This is a genomic window from Paenibacillus pasadenensis (genome assembly GCF_002864175.1).
Classification (GTDB): domain Bacteria; phylum Bacillota; class Bacilli; order Paenibacillales; family Paenibacillaceae; genus Paenibacillus_O; species Paenibacillus_O pasadenensis.
On sequence record NZ_NFEZ01000004.1, the window covers coordinates 2,718,029 to 2,736,054 of the forward strand.

Here is an 18,026-nt window from a genome sequence, read left to right on the forward strand (position 1 = left end):
CTCGTTTTTTCTTTTTAAACGTCCCTGCGGCAGCTGGCGTCCTCCCCTTCCATGAGCCTCAGACGGCCCTATTCAACGAGCAGGGGCGTTTCGCAGCGACCCTCTCTCGTGCCGCGCAGAGGCTAAGTCTGGGCAGCAAGAACAGTCGCGAAGACGCATTCTCCAAACTGTACTATAACAACATAAAAATAGTCTAAAACAGTATTGAACATTTCTTGATTGCTGTTATATAATAGCCACAAGAACATGAAACAAACTCATACAGATTGGAGATGGCTCGGATGGATTGTCCGCATTGCGAAGGTCATGGAGAGCTGGAATTCCAGCTGCTCGAAGGAGGCTGGGACGCCTCAGGGGCGCGAGGTCCTCGGCTGCGAGGTCCTGAGGCGCAGGAATCTGAGGCGCGAGGATCTGCGTGGCGACGCCCGGAGGAGGCAGCCGAAGGCGCGTACGAGCGCTGCCCGCGCTGCGAGGGCTCCGGCGTGCTGGAGCTGGAGGAAGGAGGCGCGTGGACATGAGCGGACCGAGCCGAACGATCGAGCAGGAGAGGGAGCGGCTGCTGGAGCGCTGGAGCTCGCCCCGCTATCGGGGAGTGCAACGGCCATACGGCCCCGACGACGTGCTGAAGCTGCGCGGCTCCGTGCTCGTCGAGCATACGCTGGCCGCGCGCGGCGCCGCCCGGCTGTGGGAGCTGCTGCAGAGCGAGCCGTATGTGCCGGCGCTCGGCGCCTTGACCGGCAACCAGGCGGTGCAGCAGGCGAAGGCGGGGCTCAAGGCGATCTACCTGAGCGGCTGGCAGGTCGCCGCCGACGCCAATCTGTCCGGACAGATGTACCCCGATCAGAGCCTGTACCCGTCCAACAGCGTGCCGAGCGTCGTGAAGCGGATCAATCAAGCGCTGCAGCGGGCGGATCAGATCCAGCATGCCGAAGGCCGCGACGACATCGACTTCCTGCTGCCGATCGTCGCCGACGCCGAGGCCGGCTTCGGCGGCGCGCTGAACGTGTTCGAGCTGATGAAGGCGATGATCGAGGCCGGCGCGTCGGGCGTGCATCTGGAGGATCAGCTCTCCTCGGAAAAGAAATGCGGCCATCTCGGCGGCAAGGTGCTGCTGCCGACGCAGCAGGCGGTGCGCCATCTCGTCTCCGCCCGGCTGGCGGCCGACGTGCTCGGCGTCGACACGGTGCTGATCGCCCGCACCGACGCCCACGCCGCCCGGCTCTTGACGAGCGACGCGGATCCGGCCGACGATCCGTTCCGCACCGGCGTCCGCACGCCGGAAGGATTCCATGAAGTGCGGCCGGGCATCGAGCAGGCGATCGCGCGCGGCCTCGCCTACGCGCCGTATGCCGACCTCGTCTGGTGCGAGACGTCGGAGCCGGATCTGGAGGAGGCGCGCCGCTTTGCGGAAGCGATCCACGAGATGCATCCCGGCAAGCCGCTCGCCTACAACTGCTCGCCGTCCTTCAACTGGAAGAAGAAGCTGAGCGACGAGGAAATCGCGCGCTTCCAGCAGGAGCTCGGACGGCTCGGCTACAAGTTCCAGTTCGTCACGCTCGCGGGCTTCCATGCGCTCAATTACAGCATGTTCACGCTGGCGAGAGACTACCGGGAGCGCGGCATGGCCGCCTACTCCGAGCTGCAGCAGGCCGAATTCGCCGCCGAGCCGGCGGGCTACGAGGCGACGCGCCATCAGCGGGAGGTCGGCACCGGCTATTTCGACGAGGTGATGGGCGTCGTGAGCGGCGGGACGGCGAGCACCGCCGCCCTCGCCGGATCGACCGAGGCGGCGCAGTTCGCGGCGGCAGCCAGCGAGGAGGCGGGAGCATGAGGGAGATCGACAACCGGCTGCAGCTGGCCGCCCCGCCGCTGAAGCCGGAGCTGCAGGCGATGCTGACGGCCGAAGCGCTTGCTTTTGTCGGCGAGCTGGAGCAGCGGTTCGGAGACCGGCGCCGCGCGCTGCTCGAGGAGCGGGCGCGCAAGCAGGAGGCGTTCGACCGCGGGGCGAAGCCGGATTTTCGCGCCGATACGGCGCCGATCCGCTCCGGCTCGTGGAGGATCTCTCCGCCGCCTCCGGCGCTGCAGGACCGGCGCGTAGAGATCGCCGGCCCGGCGGGCGACCGCAAGATGGTCCTGTATGCGCTCAACTCCGGCGCCAGCGTATTCATGTGCGACCTGGAGGACGCGAACGCCCCGACCTGGCGCAACGTCGTCGGCGGCCAGCGCAACATCCGGGACGCGCTGGCGCGCACGCTGTGCCACGAGACGCCGGACGGCAGGCGGCTGGAGCTGGCGGAGCGTCCGGCCGTGCTGAAAATGCGGCCGCGCGGCTGGCATATGGAGGAGAAGCATGCGCGGCTCGGCAGCCGGCCGATCTCGGCGAGCCTGTTCGACTTCGGCCTGTTCGCCTGGCATAACGCGCCTGCGCTGCGGCAGAGAGGAGAAGGCGCCTACCTGTACCTGCCCAAGCTGGAGAGCATGGAGGAAGCGGCGCTTTGGGCGCATGCCTTCGTCCATGCGGAGGAGCGGCTCGGCCTGCCGCGCGGCTTCTTCCGGGCGACGGTGCTGATCGAGACGCTGCCGGCGGCGTTCGAGATGGAGGAGATCCTGCATGCGCTGAGAGAGCATGTCGACGGCCTCAACTGCGGCCGCTGGGACTATATCTTCTCGTATATCAAAAAGCTGCGCCGCCACCCGGACGCGATCCTGCCGGACCGCAGCCTGGTGACGATGGAGTCGCCGTTCATGGACGCCTACGCGCGGCTGGCGATCCGCACCTGCCATAAGCGCGGCGCGCACTGCATCGGGGGGATGTCGGCGTTCATCCCCGTCAAGCACGACGCAAAGGCCAACGAGCTGGCGCTGGAGCGGGTCCGCCGCGACAAGCAGCGCGAGGCGCGGCTCGGACACGACGGCACCTGGGTGGCGCATCCGGCGCTCGTGACGGTGGCGCGGGACGTATTCGACGCGTTTATGCCGGGGCCGAACCAGCTCGGCGCGATGCCGGGTGGCGGCGACGTGACGGCGGCCGAGCTGCTGCAGGCTCCGGCAGGCCCGATCACGGAGGAGGGCGTGCGCGCCAACCTGTCGGTCGGCGTCCAGTATGTCGCCGCCTGGCTGGACGGGATCGGAGCCGTGCCGATCCGCGGCCTGATGGAGGATGCCGCGACGGCCGAGATTTCCCGCGCTCAGCTGTGGCAATGGCTTCATCTGCCGGAGGCGAAGCTGGCGGACGGCAGGCGGCTCGCCCCGGAGCTGCTGGAGCGGTGGCTGGCCGAGGAGCTGGAGCCGCTCGAGGCCGGGCTTGAGCCGCCGCGACGGCTCGAGTCGCTGCGGCTGGCGGCCGACCTGTTCCGCGAGATGACGCTGGAGCAGACGCTGCCTGAATTTTTGACGACGAGAGCCTACCCGCATCTGCAGGACCAATCCGACTGACAAAGGAGACGATCCACGATGACGACCGACCCGATCCGCCAAGCCGACCCAGGCGCTTCCTCTGCGGAGGCGCCGGAGCTGTGCTTCTCCTGCGAGAGCAACGCTCCCGCCCGCGGCGAGCTCATCTGTCCCGACTGCCGCAAGCAGACGGGGCTGAGCGACTCCCACTATTACATCAAGCAGTATTACTACAGCCGCTGAAGCCGCAGCCGCCCCTAAGGGCGGCTTTTTTTCGGCTTGCGGCCGGGCTGGTCGCTCTGGCCAACCGCAAGCCGGTCTTGGCGGCCGCCCGCGCCGGCCTGAAGAAAACCGGCTTTTGCGGCCGGTCGAGCCGGCCAACCGAAGCCGGTTTTTGCAGCCGGTCGGACCGGCCTGCCGGCAAGCGGCTTTGTTCGCGAAGCCTTCACAGCCAGGGGGTCTTTCCGGCGTCTCGATCTGCTATACTGAGGGCATAGAAACGCTTCCACGAGGGGGAATTCCATGCTGCCTTACATTCTAGTCGCTCTGGTCATCCTGACCGCGATCGGCGCTACGCTTGCCGTCGGCTTCTCCCGCGAGAACCGGCAGGCCGATCCGGACTACGACCGCAAGCACGGCGGCCGCTGGGCGCGGCTCTCCTTGCTTTATATCGTCACTGCCGTCGCCAGCGTGGCCGCCCTGATCATCGTGATCGCCGATTGAGCTCGTCCGCAAGTCCCGTCCGCCCTATGCGGACGGGACTTTTCTGCATCCAGGCAGACGGAGCTATGGTATAATTTTCATGAATTGGCGCCAAGCATCCGTTTTGGGAGACGGAGCTTGTAAAGGAATTCGATTCCTTTGCAACCATTCTGCTGGATGCGCCGTAGGAAAAGAAACCTTATCGCTTAGTAGTAAACGATCCTAATTCCTTGCAGGCAGGAGGTCGAACCATTGGCCGCAACCAAGCTCGCCCGGGCATTCGCCCTCACCCTCGGCGTGGCCGCCGCCAACGTCGCGGTCTTTTCTCCCGGCTTGATGAACGTCCGCTTCGGAGGCTCCGCCTTCTCCTCCGCCCTCGGAGCGGCCGTTCTGGCCGCCAGCGGACTCGCGCTTCTATACGGCGCCTATGCCTTGCTTCAACGTCCGCCTGCGCCTGCCGCTCCCGCCAAGCTCGAGACGGTCGAGCATTACGCCGCCGCGCTTGGCGCGTTCCGCCGCGTCCGCACGGTCGCGGCCGAGCTGGAGCTGGCGCTGGAGCAGCTGGACCGGATGGAGAAGCGCAAGCAGTCGCTCCATCGGCTGCTCGCGCAGCGCTTCGAGCCCGAGGAGCTGAGCTACCGCAAGTTCAGCGGCGTCATCCTGGAAGTGGAGGAGCTGTTCCGCCGCAACCTGCGAGCGGTGCTCAGCCGGCTCGCCCTCTACGAGCAGACGGAGGCGGAGCTGAAGTCCGGCAGCCGCTCGCTCTCCCGCGACCTGCAGCAGCGCCGGCTCGAGCTGATCCGCGAGCAGCATGAGTTTCTGAAAGCGACGCTTGGCCACAACGAAGAAATTCTGCTCAAGCTGAACCAGCTGCTCCTCGAGCTGACCCGCCTCGACCAGCAGCACCCCGGCACGATCGACGAGCTGCCGGGCATGCAGGAGCTGGACGCCTTGATCCGCTCGACCAAATACTACGCATAGGGGGCGTCCGCCATGAGAAAAGGCCGTTTTGCATTCGTATCCATCGTCCTCATCCTCGCCGTCTTCGCGCTTGTCTACTATGGCATCCAGTTCACCTCCAATCTCGGCAAGACCGATCAGCAGGTGAGCGCCGAGGGCGCCGCCTCGAAGCTTGCCAAGCTGTACGGCAAGCTCGGCGTGACGACCGAGCCGCCGGTCAAGGGCCAGATCGACCTCGATCCGGTCGATGTCGCGGCCTCGCTGCCGGACATCTCGAAGTTCCCGATCGCCGTGGAGCCGACGACCGATACGTTCCTGGAGATCTTTTCCTCCACGGAGAAATCGGGCAGCGGCGTCGATGGCTGGCTGACGGAGGTCGGCGAGGCGTTCAACAAGGCCGGCATCCAGGCCGGCGGCAAGCCGGCGTCGGTGCAGATCCGCAACATCGCCTCCGGCACGGCGGCCGACTATATCCGCAGCGGCAAGCATGTGCCGGACGCCTTCACGCCGTCCAACGAGCTGTGGGGCGAGATGGTCAAGGCCAGCGGCGTCAAGACGGAGCTGGTCGCCAAGCGGCTGGCGGGCAACGTGCCCGGCATCGTCATGGCCAAGGCCAAGTACGACGAGATCGTCGGCGACTACGGCGCGGTCAACGTCAAGACCGTCACCGACGCGATCGCCGAGAACAAGCTGTCGATGGGCTATACCGATCCTTTCGCCAGCTCGACGGGCTTGAACTTCCTGCTGACCGCGCTCTATACGTTCGACAGCTCCGACCTGCTCAGCGAGACGGCCGTCCAAGGGTTCCAGAAGTTCCAGGCGAACGTGCCGTTCACTGCCTCGACGACGATCCAGATGCGGGAGGCGGCCAAGTCGGGCCGGCTGGACGCGTTCGTGCTGGAATACCAGACGTTCGTCAATGCGGACGACTTCAAAAGCGGCTACGTGTTCACGCCGTTCGGCGTCCGCCACGACAGCCCGCTCTACGCGCTCGGCGACATCGGCCCGGAGAAGCTGGAGATCGCCCGCAAGTTCGCCGAGTTCGCCCTCGGCGCCCAGCAGCAGAAGGCGGCGTCCGACAAAGGCTTCAACGGGCTGGACAGCTACCAGCCGGAGCTGCCCGCCGTCGACGGTGCGCTGCTGGCCTCCGCGCAGAAGCTGTGGAAGGAGAAGAAGAACGAAGCGAAGCCGATCGCGGCCGTGTTCGTCACCGACGTCTCCGGCAGCATGGCGGGCGAGCCGCTCAACCGGCTGAAGGAGTCGCTTGTCAAAGGCCAGAAGTATCTCGGCAAGGACAACAGCATCGGGCTCGTCTCGTATTCCGACCGCGTCAGCATCCGGCTGCCGATCGCCAAGTACGATACGAACCAGCAGTCGATGTTCGTCGGCGCGGTCGACAGCCTGCAGGCGAGCGGCGGCACGGCGACGTTTGACGGCATCCTGGCGGCGATCAAGCTGCTGGAGGACTACAAGCAGACCGATCCGAACGCGCGGCCGCTCATCTTCGTGCTGAGCGACGGCGAGACGAACAAGGGCAGCTCGCTCAAGGACATCCGCGATCTGATCGAAGCGTATCAGATTCCGATCTATACGATCGGCTACAACGCCAACATCAAGGCGCTCGAGAGCATTTCCGGCATCAACGAGGCGGCGAGCATCAACGCCGATACCGACGATGTCGTGTACAAGATCGGAAACCTGTTCAACGTGCAGATGTAATCGCGGCGCGCGGCGCCGATACCCCTGGAGGAGGATGAACGCATGGCATTTTCCCTGGAAGTCCCGAGTCCCGAAGCGATCAAGACGGCCATCGAGCAGGAAGTGAAGCCGGTGCCGGAGGAAGTGAAGCAGCTGCAGGCGCAGGCCGAGTCGAACGTCTCGGCGATCATGGAGCTGGATCTGGACTCGTTCGAGAAGCGCAAGGAGATCCTGCAGACGATCGAGCAGTTCGGCATGGCGACGATGAAGACGTCGTCGGGCAAAAACGCTCTGCTGCAGGTGACGGTCGGCAGCCTCTCCAAAGCCGGCGACGAGGGCGGGCCGGTGGCGAAAGGGCTGGCGGAGCTGCATACGCAGCTCAAGGATCTCGATCCGAGCGCGGTCGACTTCGCCAAGACCGGCCTGCTCGGCAAGCTGTTCAATCCGCTGCGCGCGTACTTCCTCCGCTTCGAGAAAGCCGATGCGGTCATCGCCGATATCGTGGAGTCGCTGAGCAAGGGCAAAACGACGCTCAAGAACGACAATACGACGCTCGAGATCGAGCAGGCGGCGCTGCGCGACCTGACGAAGCGGCTGCAGAAGGAGATTCAGCTCGGCCTGCTCATGGACGAATCGATCGAGAAGCAGATCGAGGCGGCGAAAGCCCGCAACGAGGACCCGGACAAAATCCGCTTCATCTCGGAGGAGGTGCTCTTCCCGATGCGGCAGCGGGTGATGGACCTGCAGCAGATGCTCGTCGTCAACCAGCAGGGCATCATGGCGATCGAGGTCGTCCGGCGCAACAACAAGGAGCTGATGCGCGGCGTCGATCGGGCGCAGAACGTCACCGTCTCCGCGCTGAAGATCGCGGTCATGGTCGCCGGCGCGCTGTACCATCAGAAGATCGTGCTCAAAAAGATCGAGGTGCTCAACCAGACGACGAACAATCTGATCGCCGGCACGTCGCGCCTGCTGAACACGCAGGGAGCGGAGATCCATAAGCAGGCGCTGGAATCGAGCGTCTCGGTGGAGACGCTCAAGCAGGCGTTCGCGGACGTGCTGTCGGCGCTCGACTCCATCAGCGCCTACAAGCAGGACGCGCTGCCGAAGCTGCGCGGCACGATCGAGGAGTTCCGCGAGCTGGCCGATACGGGCGAGCAGCAGATCAGCCGCCTCGAGCGCGGCCATCAGCTGGGATTATAGAATCGCCTTAGGCTTGAATCGGCTTAAACGACAAAAAGGAACCATGCCGCTGGCGGCGTGGTTCCTTTTTGGGCTGCGGATGAGACGAGACGCTTCGTCAGGAGCGCCTAGTCGGCAGGCTTGGCCGGGACGACGATCGAGTCTCCCGCCTTCAGGCCGGCTTCGGCTTCCAGGCCATTTTTCTTGGCGATGAGCTCGGCATGCTTGCCGGTGCCGTAGAAGCGGACCGAGATGCGGTAGAACGTATCGCCGGGAAGGACGAGGTACGTCGCAGGGAGCTTGACCTTGGAGTAGTCGATCTCCTTCGTTCCGCTCGGCGCGGAGCCTTTCTTGCCGCCGGCAGCAGGCTTGGACGACGCCGGAGGCAGCGTCAGCTTGTCCCCCGGCTTCATGTCGTTGACGAAGACGATCCCGTTCTTCTCCGCGATCAGCGAGACGTAGTCCTTGGAGCCGTAATGCGCGACCGAGATCGACGTCAGCGTATCGCCTTCCTTGACGGTGTAGGTGCCGGAGGAGGAAGGCTTCGGCTTCGGCGACGGCTTCGCCGGAGCGGCAGACGCCTCGGGCTTGTCCGTCGGCTCCGCATCCGGCGCCGTGGAAGGAGACGGCTCGGACGGCCCGGCTGAAGCGCTGGGCTCCTCGCTTGGAGCAGGAGACGGCAGCGGCGAAGCCGATGCTTCCGGCGAAGGCGAGGCCGGCTCTGCCGAGCTGGCCGGCGACGGCGACGGGGAGGCGGAGGGAACGCCCGAGGCGAGCTCCTTGTTGTCTTTGTCGAACGGATACATGACGAAAAAGAGGGCGGTCAGCACGATGGCTAGCCCGGCGGCCGCCAGCACGCCGTTGATGACGGTCGTGTTTTTCTTTTTTTTGCGCTCCGAGCGGGAGCGGAAGCCGGTTTCAGGCATGTCGGATGGCATAGGGACCTCCTTGCAGGCGATTGCGATCAGATAGAACCAGTTTACCCCAGATTGGAAGCTTCGTAGAGAAGATTGGCGAAAATCAGGTCCTTCGGACTAGATCCGACAGATCGGCTGGAAGACGAAATCGGTCGATTGGCGGAGCTTCAAAGGCGGGTATGAAGAGATAGAGTTAGATCGAGGAAGAGAGGCGGCAAGACCGCGAAGGAGGAGCTGTTCATGGGAGCATCGGAATTCGAGCAGGCGAGAGAGGCGGAGAAGGACTATCACGCGAAGCTCTATGAAGAGCAGGACATTTTGAAGCCGGGCAGCTGGATGGCCGAGCCGCTTCCGTTTGCGATGGAGCTGCTCGAGGAGCTGCTGGCCGACAATCCGAGCCCGGTCGTGCTCGATCTCGGCAGCGGGCCGGGCCGCAACGCCATCCCGATCGCCCGCAGGCTGCAGGAAGCGGGAGACGGCCGCATCGTCGGCACCGATCTGCTGGAGGCAGCCGTCGACAAGCTGCAGGAAAACGCCGCCAAGTTCGGCGTAGCGGATCAGGTGCGGGCGATCCGGGCCGATGTCGAGCAGGAGGCCTTCGAGGCAGAGGCGTATGACTATGTTCTCGCCTGCGGCTGCCTCGAGCATGTATCGTCCGAGGAGGCGCTGCTGCGCGTCATCCGCAAGCTTCAGGACGCGACCCGGCCGGGCGGCATCCACGGGCTGTCGATGAATACGAATCTGCGCGAGACGGCGCTGGAGACGGGAGAGGAGCTGCCGCCGCAGATCGAGCTCAGGCTGTCGGAGAACCGTGCCCGCTCCTTGCTGGAGCAAGCCTACGAGGGCTGGGACGTGCTGCTGCGCTCCGGGCATGACGTCAAGATCGAGGAGGACAAGTACGACGGGCCGACGGAGTTCAAGGCCCGCAATGTCGTTTTTGCCGCGCGGAAACGGGGAATGCCGAGGCCGTGACGAAGGAGGGCCGTCCATCCCTATCGCCTTGAAACTCCTGGCCCTGACACTCCTAGCCTTGAAACTCCTGAGCCGGTTCCAGCGAACCGGCTTTTTCCCATGCCGCCCGCAGCCTGCAACCCCTCTGCAACCTCGCTCAGGTTAACTGAAAGGAGCGGTTCATCGAGATTGAGGGGGAGAGAACGATGATTTCAGAGGGATGGTTCGAGCGCAGATGCCGAATCTCGGCGGGAAGGATCGCCGTCATGGATGAAAGCGGAGGCTGCCGGTTGACGTACCGCGAGCTGGAAGCGAGGTCGAAGGCTGCGGCCGCGCTGCTCGTCCGGCTCGGCATCGCCAGCGGCGACCGGATCGCCGTCCTGTGCCCGAACGACGTCCGGATGCTGATCCTGCTGTTCGCTTGCCGGCTGACGGGAGCGGTGCTCGTGCCGCTCAATCGGCGGCTGCATGAGCGGGAGCTGAGGCAGATCGTCGGCGACTGCGCGCCAAAGCTGATCTGGCATCAGGAGGGAGGAAGCGGCCCGTGGAGCGGCAGCGCTGGAAACGTCGGAAGCATCGGCAGCGCCGCAAGGGCCGACGGCTGCGACGGCGCCGGTCCTTGCTGGCTGCCGCTGTCGAGGCTCGACGAGGCGGAGGAGGAGGCTGCAGCGGAGACATCGCCGCAATCATTCGGCTCGCCAGCCCCCTCTCCGGCGGCCGCTTCTCCTGCCGGCAGCGGCGACGATGCCGCCGAGGCGGCCGCCGCCGCGAGCCGGGGAGAGCGCCAGGACGACAGCGACCGTCCGTGGCTGATCATCTACACCGGAGGCACGACCGGCCAGCCGAAGGGCGTCGTGCTCACCGCCCGCTCCCTTTACTGGAACGCGCTCAATACGGTCGCCAGCTGGCAGCTGACCGAACGCGACATTACGCCGACGGTGCTGCCGATGTTCCATACGGGCGGCCTCAATGCGCTGACGCTGCCGGTGCTGATGGCCGGCGGCAAGGTCATCTGCGTCGAGGCGTTTCACCCGGAGCGCATGATCGACCTGCTGGAGCGGGAAGGCTGCACGATCGTGCTCATGGTGCCGACGATGTACCATCTGCTCGTCGAGTGTCCGCGATTCGCTTCGGCGGACTTCAGCCGCATGAGCGCCTTCCTGTCCGGCGGAGCGCCATGCCCGCTCCGCATCTACGAGGCGTTCGCCTCCAGAGGCTTGCCGTTCAAGGAGGGCTACGGCGCGACGGAGTCCGGACCCAACAATTTCTTCATCTCGGCAGCCGAAGCGAGGCGCAAGCCGGGCTCGGTCGGGCTGCCGATGCTGTTCACCGACATGCGCCTCGCCGCTGCGGACGGCCGTGACGCGGCTGCCGGCGAGGTCGGAGAGCTGCTGCTGCGGGGCCGGCATCTTTTCCACTCCTATTGGGGCAACGAGAGCGCGACGGCGGAGGCGCTGCAGGACGGCTGGTTCCATACCGGCGATCTGGCAAGGGCCGACCGCGACGGCTATTGTTACATCGTCGGACGCAAAAGGGACATGATCATCACCGGCGGCGAGAACGTCTACCCGCTGGAGGTGGAGCAGCTGCTGGAGCGCCACCCCGAGGTCGGCTCCGCGGCCGTGGTCGGCATTCCCCATCCGAAATGGGGCGAGGCCGTGGCGGCGGCGGTCGTGCCGAAGCCGGGCTGCCGCCCGAGCGAGCGGAGCCTGCAGCTGTTCTGCGCCGATTCCATCGCCGGCTACAAGGTCCCGAAGCGGATCGTGCTGCTGGAGGAGCTGCCGAAGACGGCGGTCGGCAAGCTGGACAAAAAGACGCTCGTCCCTCTGTTCGGGCCGCCTGAGGCGGGCTGACCGGCTCACGAGGGGCGACGTCGGAGCTGCCGTGGGGTGGCGGAGGCGCCGCTTTATGTAAACGCTGTCAGGCGGTCGGGCGCTATGATACAATGAGCTGGAAATCAAGGAAAAGAGAGGTTGCGCATGAAAACGTTCCGCATCCTGAAAATGAAGCTCATGGCGCCTCCTGCCAAAAGCCACTGGCTGCAGCGCCCGAAGCTGATGAAGCGGCTCCGCTCCATTCCCCGCACTCCGCTCACGCTCCTCGCCTCCGGCCCCGGCTTCGGCAAGACGACCGCCCTCGCCGCCTATGTCCGGCAATGCGGCTGCCGCTATGCCTGGTACGGCATTTCCGCGCAGGATCATGACCTTCTTCCTTTTCTGCATCATATCATCGCCTCGATCCGCATGGCCGCGCCCGGCTTCGGCGAATCGCTGCTGGCGGAGCTGGAGCGGCTGCAGCCGGCTTCGCCGGACGACGTGCAGCTGCTGGCCGACCTTTTCCTGAACGAATGCCTGCTGCTGTCCGAGCCGCTGCTCCTCTGCCTGGACGACTACCAGTCCGTCGGGCAGAACGAGTGGATCGACGCATGGATGCAATATGTCGTCTCGTACCTGCCCGATTGTCCGAGCCTGCGCCTCGTCGTCTCTTCCCGCGTCAAGCCCGAGTGGGAAGGGCTCACGTCCATGAGGGTGCGCGGCGAAGTGCTCGAGCTGTCTCGGGACGACCTGGCCTTTTCGGCGGAGGACATCGAGGTGCTGTTCTCGGATTATTACCGGCAGCCGCTTGGTCGCGAGCAGGCCGAGCGGCTGCTCGCCTTCACGGAGGGCTGGATCATCGCGATCCAGCTCGTCTGGCAGCGGCTTGCCGCTACCGGCGAGTCGATGGAGAGCCTGCTGCTGCAGCCGCGCCAGTCGCTGGAGGAGCTTTTCGCCTTCCTGGCGGCGGAGCTGTTCGAGAAGCAGCCGCCGGCGATGCAGGCGTTCATGCTCGAGACGAGCCTGTTCGACGAGCTGACCGGCGAGTGGTGCGACGCCGTTTGCGGACGCGAGGGCTCGCGCGCGCAGCTCGCGGCGTTGTCGCAAAGCGGCTTCCTCACGCCGATCGACGAGCATCAGTTCCGCTATCATGCGCTGTTCCGCCAGTTCCTGCAGGAGCGGCTGCGGCTCCAGGGCGGACGCAGGGAGCTGCTGCTGCGACGGGCCGTGCAGGAGACGGCGGCCAAGGGGCGGATGGAGCTGGCGCTGCAGCATGCGTCGGAGCTGGACGATCCCGAGACGATGGCCGCGCTGCTCGCAGCAGGCGGAGCGCAGCTCGTCGCCGGCGGGCATCTGGAGGCCGTGCTGAGCTGCCTGCAGCCGCTGCCGGAGCTATGGAAAGCTTCAACGCCTCATCTCTATGTGCTGCAGGGCGACGTCCTCCGCTACCGCTGCGCCTATGAGGAGGCGATGGCCAGCTACAGCCTGGCGGAGCGGCATGCGCGGGAGCGGGGCGATGCGCTCGTCCATAGCCTTGCGCTCGAAGGGCAGGCGATGTTCTATCTGGATACGATCCAGCCGGGACTCGCCGAGCCGCCGCTGCTGCGGGCGATCGCGCTTGCCGAGGCGGGATCGGCGTCCGCGGAGCCGGCCGCCTCAGCCGGCGAGGAGCCGGCAGGCGCCCGCGAGCCGGGCTTCGGCCGCAAGCATCTGGCCCGGCTGTACGGGCTCATGGCGGAGAACAAGCTCAACCGCGGCCACGGCAAGGAGGCGCGCGATTGGGCCGCGCGCTCGCTGCAGCTCGATCCCGAGCGGCGCGACCTGCTGCTGGAGGCGAGGCTGGCGCTGCGCACGGGCAGGCTCAAGGAGGCGGCGCTGCTGCTGGAAAGCGCGCAGCTCCAAGAATCCCAGACGGGCGCGCCGTACCGCGGCATGCGGCAGGTCGGCCGCACGCTGTCCCGCTCGCATCGGGAGATCGAGCTGCTCCAGTCGCTGATCCACAGCCTCTGCGGCGAAGCGGCGGCGGCCAAGTCGGCGGCGGAGTCCGGCATGATGCGCGGCATCCGGCTGAAGGCGCCTTTTGTCGAGGCATGCGGATGGATCCGCATGGGGCATGCGGCGCAGCTCTCCGGCGCATACGAGGCCAAGGTGCCGGCGGAATGCTACCATGCGGCGCTCGACATCATGACCCGCCTCGACATGCCGCGCGGGACGGCGGAGCCGAACATGGGCCTATGCCTGCTGCACGGCCGCGGCCGCGCCGTCGGCGCCGCCATGCGCTACGGAGAAGCCGCGCTGCAGGATACGGAGCGGGCCGACGACGGCTGGCTGGCCTCGCTCATCCGGCTCAGCATGGCGATCGTGCTCTATGAAAACGGCAGCTGGCCGGAAGCGGAGGAGCGGTTCGAGGAGGCGAAGGCTCGCTTCGAAGCCTGCGGGGACGAGTTCGGCCTCGCTCTCGGCGAGATGTGGCTCGCCTTTGCCGCCTATCGGCAGCAGCAGGACGGCCGCTTCGCCGCCGCGATGGAGCGCTTCCTGCACCGCGTCGCGCAAGGCGGCTACAGCTTCCTGTTCACCGCGCGCACGCTGCTCGGGCCGGCCGATCCGCAGCAGCTCGTGCCGCTGCTGCTTGAGGCGGAGCGGCTGGGCATCGGCGGCGCCCATGCGGCGGCGCTGCTGGCGGAGCTCGGCATGGACAAGCTGACCTATCACCCCGGCTACACGCTGCATATCGAGACGCTCGGCACGTTCAGGCTGCGGCTGGGCAGCACGTACTTGCAGGACAAGGACTGGCAGCGCGGCAAGGCCAAGGAGCTGTTCCAGCTGCTCGTGACGAAGCGCCGCTCGGCGACGAGCAAGGAGGAACTGCTGCTGCAGCTTTTTCCCCATGCGGACGAAAAAGCGGCCAACCGCGACTTCAAGGTCGCGCTGAACGCCTTGCATGCGGCGCTGGAGCCGCAGCGCCGGCTGCGGGGCGAGCCGTATTTCGTCATTCGCGAAGGTCCGCTGTACCGGCTTCATCCCCAAGCGAGCTGGACGCTCGACGCGGCTCAATTCGAGGAGGGCGTGCGCAAAGGGCTCGAGGCGGAGCGCAGGGACGAGGCGGAGCGATGGCTGGAGCAGGCGCTTCAGCTGTACCAAGGCGATTATCTTCCCGAGCGGCGCTATGACGACTGGTGCATCGAGGAGCGCGAGCGGCTGCAGGTGCTCTTCCTGCGCGGCGCTCAGCGGCTCAGCCGAATCTGCGCGGCGCGCGGAGCCTACGACAAGTCGATCGGGTGGGCGGAGGCGATGCTGGCCAAGGACCGCTGCTGGGAAGAGGCCTATCGGATGCTGATGGAATGCCATCTGCTGCTCGGCAGCCGCCAGCAGGCGGCCAAATGGTACCGCCGCGCCGAGGAGGCGCTGGAGGAGGAGCTCGGCGTCGCGCCTACGGCCGCCCTGCGCGAGCTGATGGAGCGCTGCAGCGAAGAGAGCGCGTGAGAGCGGCTCCAGCGCTGCAACCGGATTGCAACCCGTCGCCCGTATGCTGAACGGGAAGGAAGCCGTTCAAGGGGGAATTCACGATGACGATGAGGAAGAAGAAAGGCTCGCGATTGGCCAGAATCAGCGGCGCGGCCGTCATGGCGGCCGTGCTGCTGCTGTCGGCGGCCTGCTCCGACGGCGGCTCGCAGGCCGAAGGAAAAGATGGAGCGGAAGGCGCTTCGGGCGGCGTCATCAAGATCGGCGTGCTGGCGTCGCTGACCGGCGCGCTGGAAAGCTACGGCAAGCAGACGACCCGTGGCTTCGAGCTCGGCATCGACTACGCGACGGACGGTACGAGAGAAGTGGACGGCCGCAAGATCGAGTTCATTTTCGAGGATACGGAGACGAAGCCCGACGTGGCCGTAAAGAAGGCGACCAAGCTGCTGGAAACCGACAAGGTCGATTTCCTGGTCGGCTCCTCGAGCTCCGGCGACACGCTCGCCGTGCTGCCGCTCGTCGAGGAGGCCAAGAAGGTGATGGTCGTGGAACCGGCCGTCGCGGACAGCATCACCGGCGAACAGTGGAACAAATACGTGTTCCGCACGGCGCGCAACTCCTCGCAGGACGCGATCGCCGGGGCCGCCGCGATCGCGGGCAAAGGCGTCAAGATCGCTACGTTCGCTCCGGACAGCGCATTCGGCAGGGACGGCATCGCCGCGTTCAAGGAAGCGGCCGTGAAGCTGGGGTCCGAGATCGTCGAGGAGCAGTACGCGGATGCCGCGGCGACCGATTTTACCGCGAGCATCCAGAAGATCGTGCAGGCGAAGCCCGACTATCTGTTCATCGTCTGGGCCGGCGCCAACTCGCCGTGGAAGCAGCTGCAGGACATGAAGGTGCAGGACCAGGGCATCAAGATCTCGACCGGAGCGCCCGACATCGCCGCGCTCAAGACGATGAACGATCTCGTCGGCATGGAAGGCTTCTCGGTGTACTACCACACGCTGCCGGACAACGACGTCAACAAGTGGCTGGTCGACGAGCATAAGAAGCGGTTCGGCGGCGAGGTGCCGGATCTGTTCACGCCGGGCGGCATGTCGGCGGCCATCTCGATCGTCGAGGCGATCAAGAAGCTCGGCGGCGACGTCGGCGACGGCGACCAGGTGTCGTCCGCGATGGAGGGCATGTCCTTCGAGACGCCGAAGGGCAAGATGACGTTCCGCAAGGAAGACCATCAGGCGCTTCAGACGCTCTACGCGATCAAGCTGGAGAAGCAGGACGGCGTCGATTATCCCGTGCCGGTCCTCATGCGCGAGCTGGCTCCGGACGAGACGGCGCCGGCGATCCGCAACCAGCGGTAATGCTGCCATCGGCAGGGCGCCCCGGTGCCCTGCCGATTTCCATCCAGAGCAAGCTTCGCGAGAGACGAAAGGAGCTGAATCGCTATGAATAGCGCCAAGGCGGCAAGATCCGCTGCGCCGCCGATCCTGGAAACCGACCGGCTGACGGTCGCGTTCGGAGGCCATGCGGCCGTCCGTGAGGTCAGCCTCGCCGTCACCGACCGTTCGTTCCTGTCCATCATCGGGCCGAACGGAGCCGGCAAGACGACGCTGTTCAACCTGCTGAGCGGCCAGCTGAAGCCGACATCGGGGCGGATTACCTACAAAGGCATGGACATCACCGGCCTGCCTTCCTATGAACGGACTCGACGGGGCATCGGCCGCTCCTTCCAGCTCACCCATGTCTTTCCGCGGCTGAGCGTGCTGGAAAATATCCGCCTCGCGGTCCAATCCCGCGCCGGCGTGCGCTACGACTTCTTCTCCTCCCTGCGTCGCCACCGCAAGTTCGAGGCCGAGGCGGAAAGCCTGCTGGAGCTCATGCGGCTCACCGGCAAGCGGAATTCCCCGGCGATCCAGCTCGCCCACGGCGAAAAGCGGAAGCTGGAGATCGCGATGCTGCTCGCGCTCGACTCTGACCTGCTGCTGCTGGACGAGCCGACCGCCGGGATTTCGCTGGAGGAGGTGCCGGCGATTCTCGAGGTGATCCGCGACGTGAAGCGCCAGGGCAGCCGCACGATCGTGCTGATCGAGCACAAGATGGAGATGGTGCTCGACCTGTCCGACGAGATCGCCGTGCTGTACCAGGGCGAGCTGCTCGCTCACGGCACGCCGGCCGCGATCATGGGCAACGAGACGGTCCAATCCGCTTATTTGGGAGGATGGTACGATGACGCTGCTGAAGCTTGAATCCGTCGAGACCCACATCAGCCAATACCATATTCTCCAGGGCGTCACGATGGACATCCAGGCGGGGGAGGTGACGGTGCTGCTCGGGCGCAACGGCGCCGGCAAGACGACGACCCTGCGCACGATCATGGGGCTGAATGCCGCCAGCGGCGGACAGATCCTGTTCAAGGGCGAGCCGGTGGAGAAGCTGCCCGCCTATCAGATCGCGCGGCGCGGCATCGGCTACGTGCCGGAGGATCAAGGCATTTTTGCCGACCTGACCGTCGACGAGACGCTGCGCATCGCCATGAAGCGCGGAGATCCCGCCGCCCGGGAGCGGCTTTCGTGGATGCTGGAGCTGTTCCCCGATCTCGCGGCGTTCCGGGAGCGCAAGAGCGGCCTGCTGAGCGGCGGCCAGAAGCAGATGCTCGCCATCGCCCGCGCCTATGTCGGCAACAGCGAGCTGCTGCTGATCGACGAGCCGAGCAAAGGACTCGCGCCGATCATGGTGCGAAAGCTGGTCGAAGCGCTGCGCCTCATGCGCGAGCGCACGACGGTGCTGCTGGTCGAGCAGAACTTCATGATGGCGCAAGCGATCGGCGACGCCTTCTATTTGATGGACGAGGGCCGGATCGTCAGCGGCGGCTCGATGGCGGCCTTGAACGAGGATCACGAGCTGCGCCGCAAATATCTGGGAATCGCATGAAGACGGGAGAGGAGGC

The 18,026-nt window shown here is 65.8% G+C and carries 14 protein-coding genes; 13 read left to right on the forward strand and 1 reads right to left on the reverse strand.

Annotation, left to right across the window (positions count from 1 at the left end; translation table 11 throughout):
• Nucleotides 1–514 precede the first annotated feature (514 nt).
• From aceA to B8V81_RS21280, 7 genes are all read left to right on the forward strand, one after another.
• The gene (gene aceA, locus B8V81_RS21250) at nucleotides 515–1,831 is read left to right on the forward strand and encodes an isocitrate lyase (protein ID WP_043110955.1); all 1,317 of its coding nucleotides are present in this window, start codon (nucleotides 515–517) and stop codon (nucleotides 1,829–1,831) included.
• Complete coding sequence (gene aceB / locus B8V81_RS21255) at nucleotides 1,828–3,435, forward strand: malate synthase A (protein WP_028597718.1); 1,608 nt, start codon at nucleotides 1,828–1,830, stop codon at nucleotides 3,433–3,435. Before aceA ends, aceB begins: the two co-directional genes overlap by 4 nt.
• 18 nt (nucleotides 3,436–3,453) lie before the next feature.
• Nucleotides 3,454–3,636 carry a hypothetical protein gene (locus tag B8V81_RS21260; protein ID WP_028597719.1) on the forward strand — a complete coding sequence of 61 codons (183 nt, stop codon included), beginning with the start codon at nucleotides 3,454–3,456 and terminating at the stop codon, nucleotides 3,634–3,636.
• A gap of 279 nt (nucleotides 3,637–3,915) precedes the next feature.
• On the forward strand, nucleotides 3,916–4,116 hold the full coding sequence (locus B8V81_RS21265; protein ID WP_043110956.1) for a hypothetical protein: 201 nt from the start codon (nucleotides 3,916–3,918) through the stop codon (nucleotides 4,114–4,116).
• Between the two features lie 231 nt (nucleotides 4,117–4,347).
• On the forward strand, nucleotides 4,348–5,076 hold the full coding sequence (locus B8V81_RS21270; protein WP_028597720.1) for a hypothetical protein: 729 nt from the start codon (nucleotides 4,348–4,350) through the stop codon (nucleotides 5,074–5,076).
• Between the two features lie 12 nt (nucleotides 5,077–5,088).
• Nucleotides 5,089–6,774, forward strand: a complete 1,686-nt coding sequence (locus B8V81_RS21275; RefSeq protein WP_028597721.1) for a VWA domain-containing protein — start codon at nucleotides 5,089–5,091, stop codon at nucleotides 6,772–6,774.
• A gap of 42 nt (nucleotides 6,775–6,816) precedes the next feature.
• Nucleotides 6,817–7,956 (forward strand): toxic anion resistance protein, encoded by a 1,140-nt coding sequence (locus B8V81_RS21280; protein WP_028597722.1) that lies wholly within the window; start codon nucleotides 6,817–6,819, stop codon nucleotides 7,954–7,956.
• Between the two features lie 107 nt (nucleotides 7,957–8,063).
• Here the strand turns inward: B8V81_RS21280 and B8V81_RS21285 are convergent, their stop codons facing one another.
• Nucleotides 8,064–8,873: a LysM peptidoglycan-binding domain-containing protein gene (locus B8V81_RS21285; protein WP_028597723.1), complete on the reverse strand. Its 810-nt coding sequence runs from the start codon at nucleotides 8,871–8,873 to the stop codon at nucleotides 8,064–8,066.
• Between the two features lie 219 nt (nucleotides 8,874–9,092).
• On the opposite strand from B8V81_RS21285, the gene B8V81_RS21290 reads away from it, so the two are divergent.
• From B8V81_RS21290 to B8V81_RS21315, 6 genes are all read left to right on the forward strand, one after another.
• Complete coding sequence (locus B8V81_RS21290; RefSeq protein ID WP_101809140.1) at nucleotides 9,093–9,824, forward strand: class I SAM-dependent methyltransferase; 732 nt, start codon at nucleotides 9,093–9,095, stop codon at nucleotides 9,822–9,824.
• A 185-nt stretch (nucleotides 9,825–10,009) separates the two neighbouring features.
• Entirely contained in the window at nucleotides 10,010–11,656 is a 1,647-nt protein-coding gene (locus B8V81_RS21295) for an AMP-binding protein (RefSeq protein ID WP_043110957.1), read from the forward strand.
• 126 nt (nucleotides 11,657–11,782) lie between these two features.
• The gene (locus B8V81_RS21300; protein WP_028597725.1) at nucleotides 11,783–15,100 is read left to right on the forward strand and encodes a winged helix-turn-helix domain-containing protein; all 3,318 of its coding nucleotides are present in this window, start codon (nucleotides 11,783–11,785) and stop codon (nucleotides 15,098–15,100) included.
• Between the two features lie 89 nt (nucleotides 15,101–15,189).
• Nucleotides 15,190–16,440 carry a substrate-binding domain-containing protein gene (locus tag B8V81_RS21305; protein WP_101809474.1) on the forward strand — a complete coding sequence of 417 codons (1,251 nt, stop codon included), beginning with the start codon at nucleotides 15,190–15,192 and terminating at the stop codon, nucleotides 16,438–16,440.
• Between the two features lie 84 nt (nucleotides 16,441–16,524).
• Nucleotides 16,525–17,325 (forward strand): ABC transporter ATP-binding protein, encoded by an 801-nt coding sequence (locus B8V81_RS21310; protein WP_052332992.1) that lies wholly within the window; start codon nucleotides 16,525–16,527, stop codon nucleotides 17,323–17,325.
• Nucleotides 17,306–18,010: an ABC transporter ATP-binding protein gene (locus B8V81_RS21315; protein WP_101809141.1), complete on the forward strand. Its 705-nt coding sequence runs from the start codon at nucleotides 17,306–17,308 to the stop codon at nucleotides 18,008–18,010. Before B8V81_RS21310 ends, B8V81_RS21315 begins: the two co-directional genes overlap by 20 nt.
• Nucleotides 18,011–18,026: the final 16 nt, after the last annotated feature.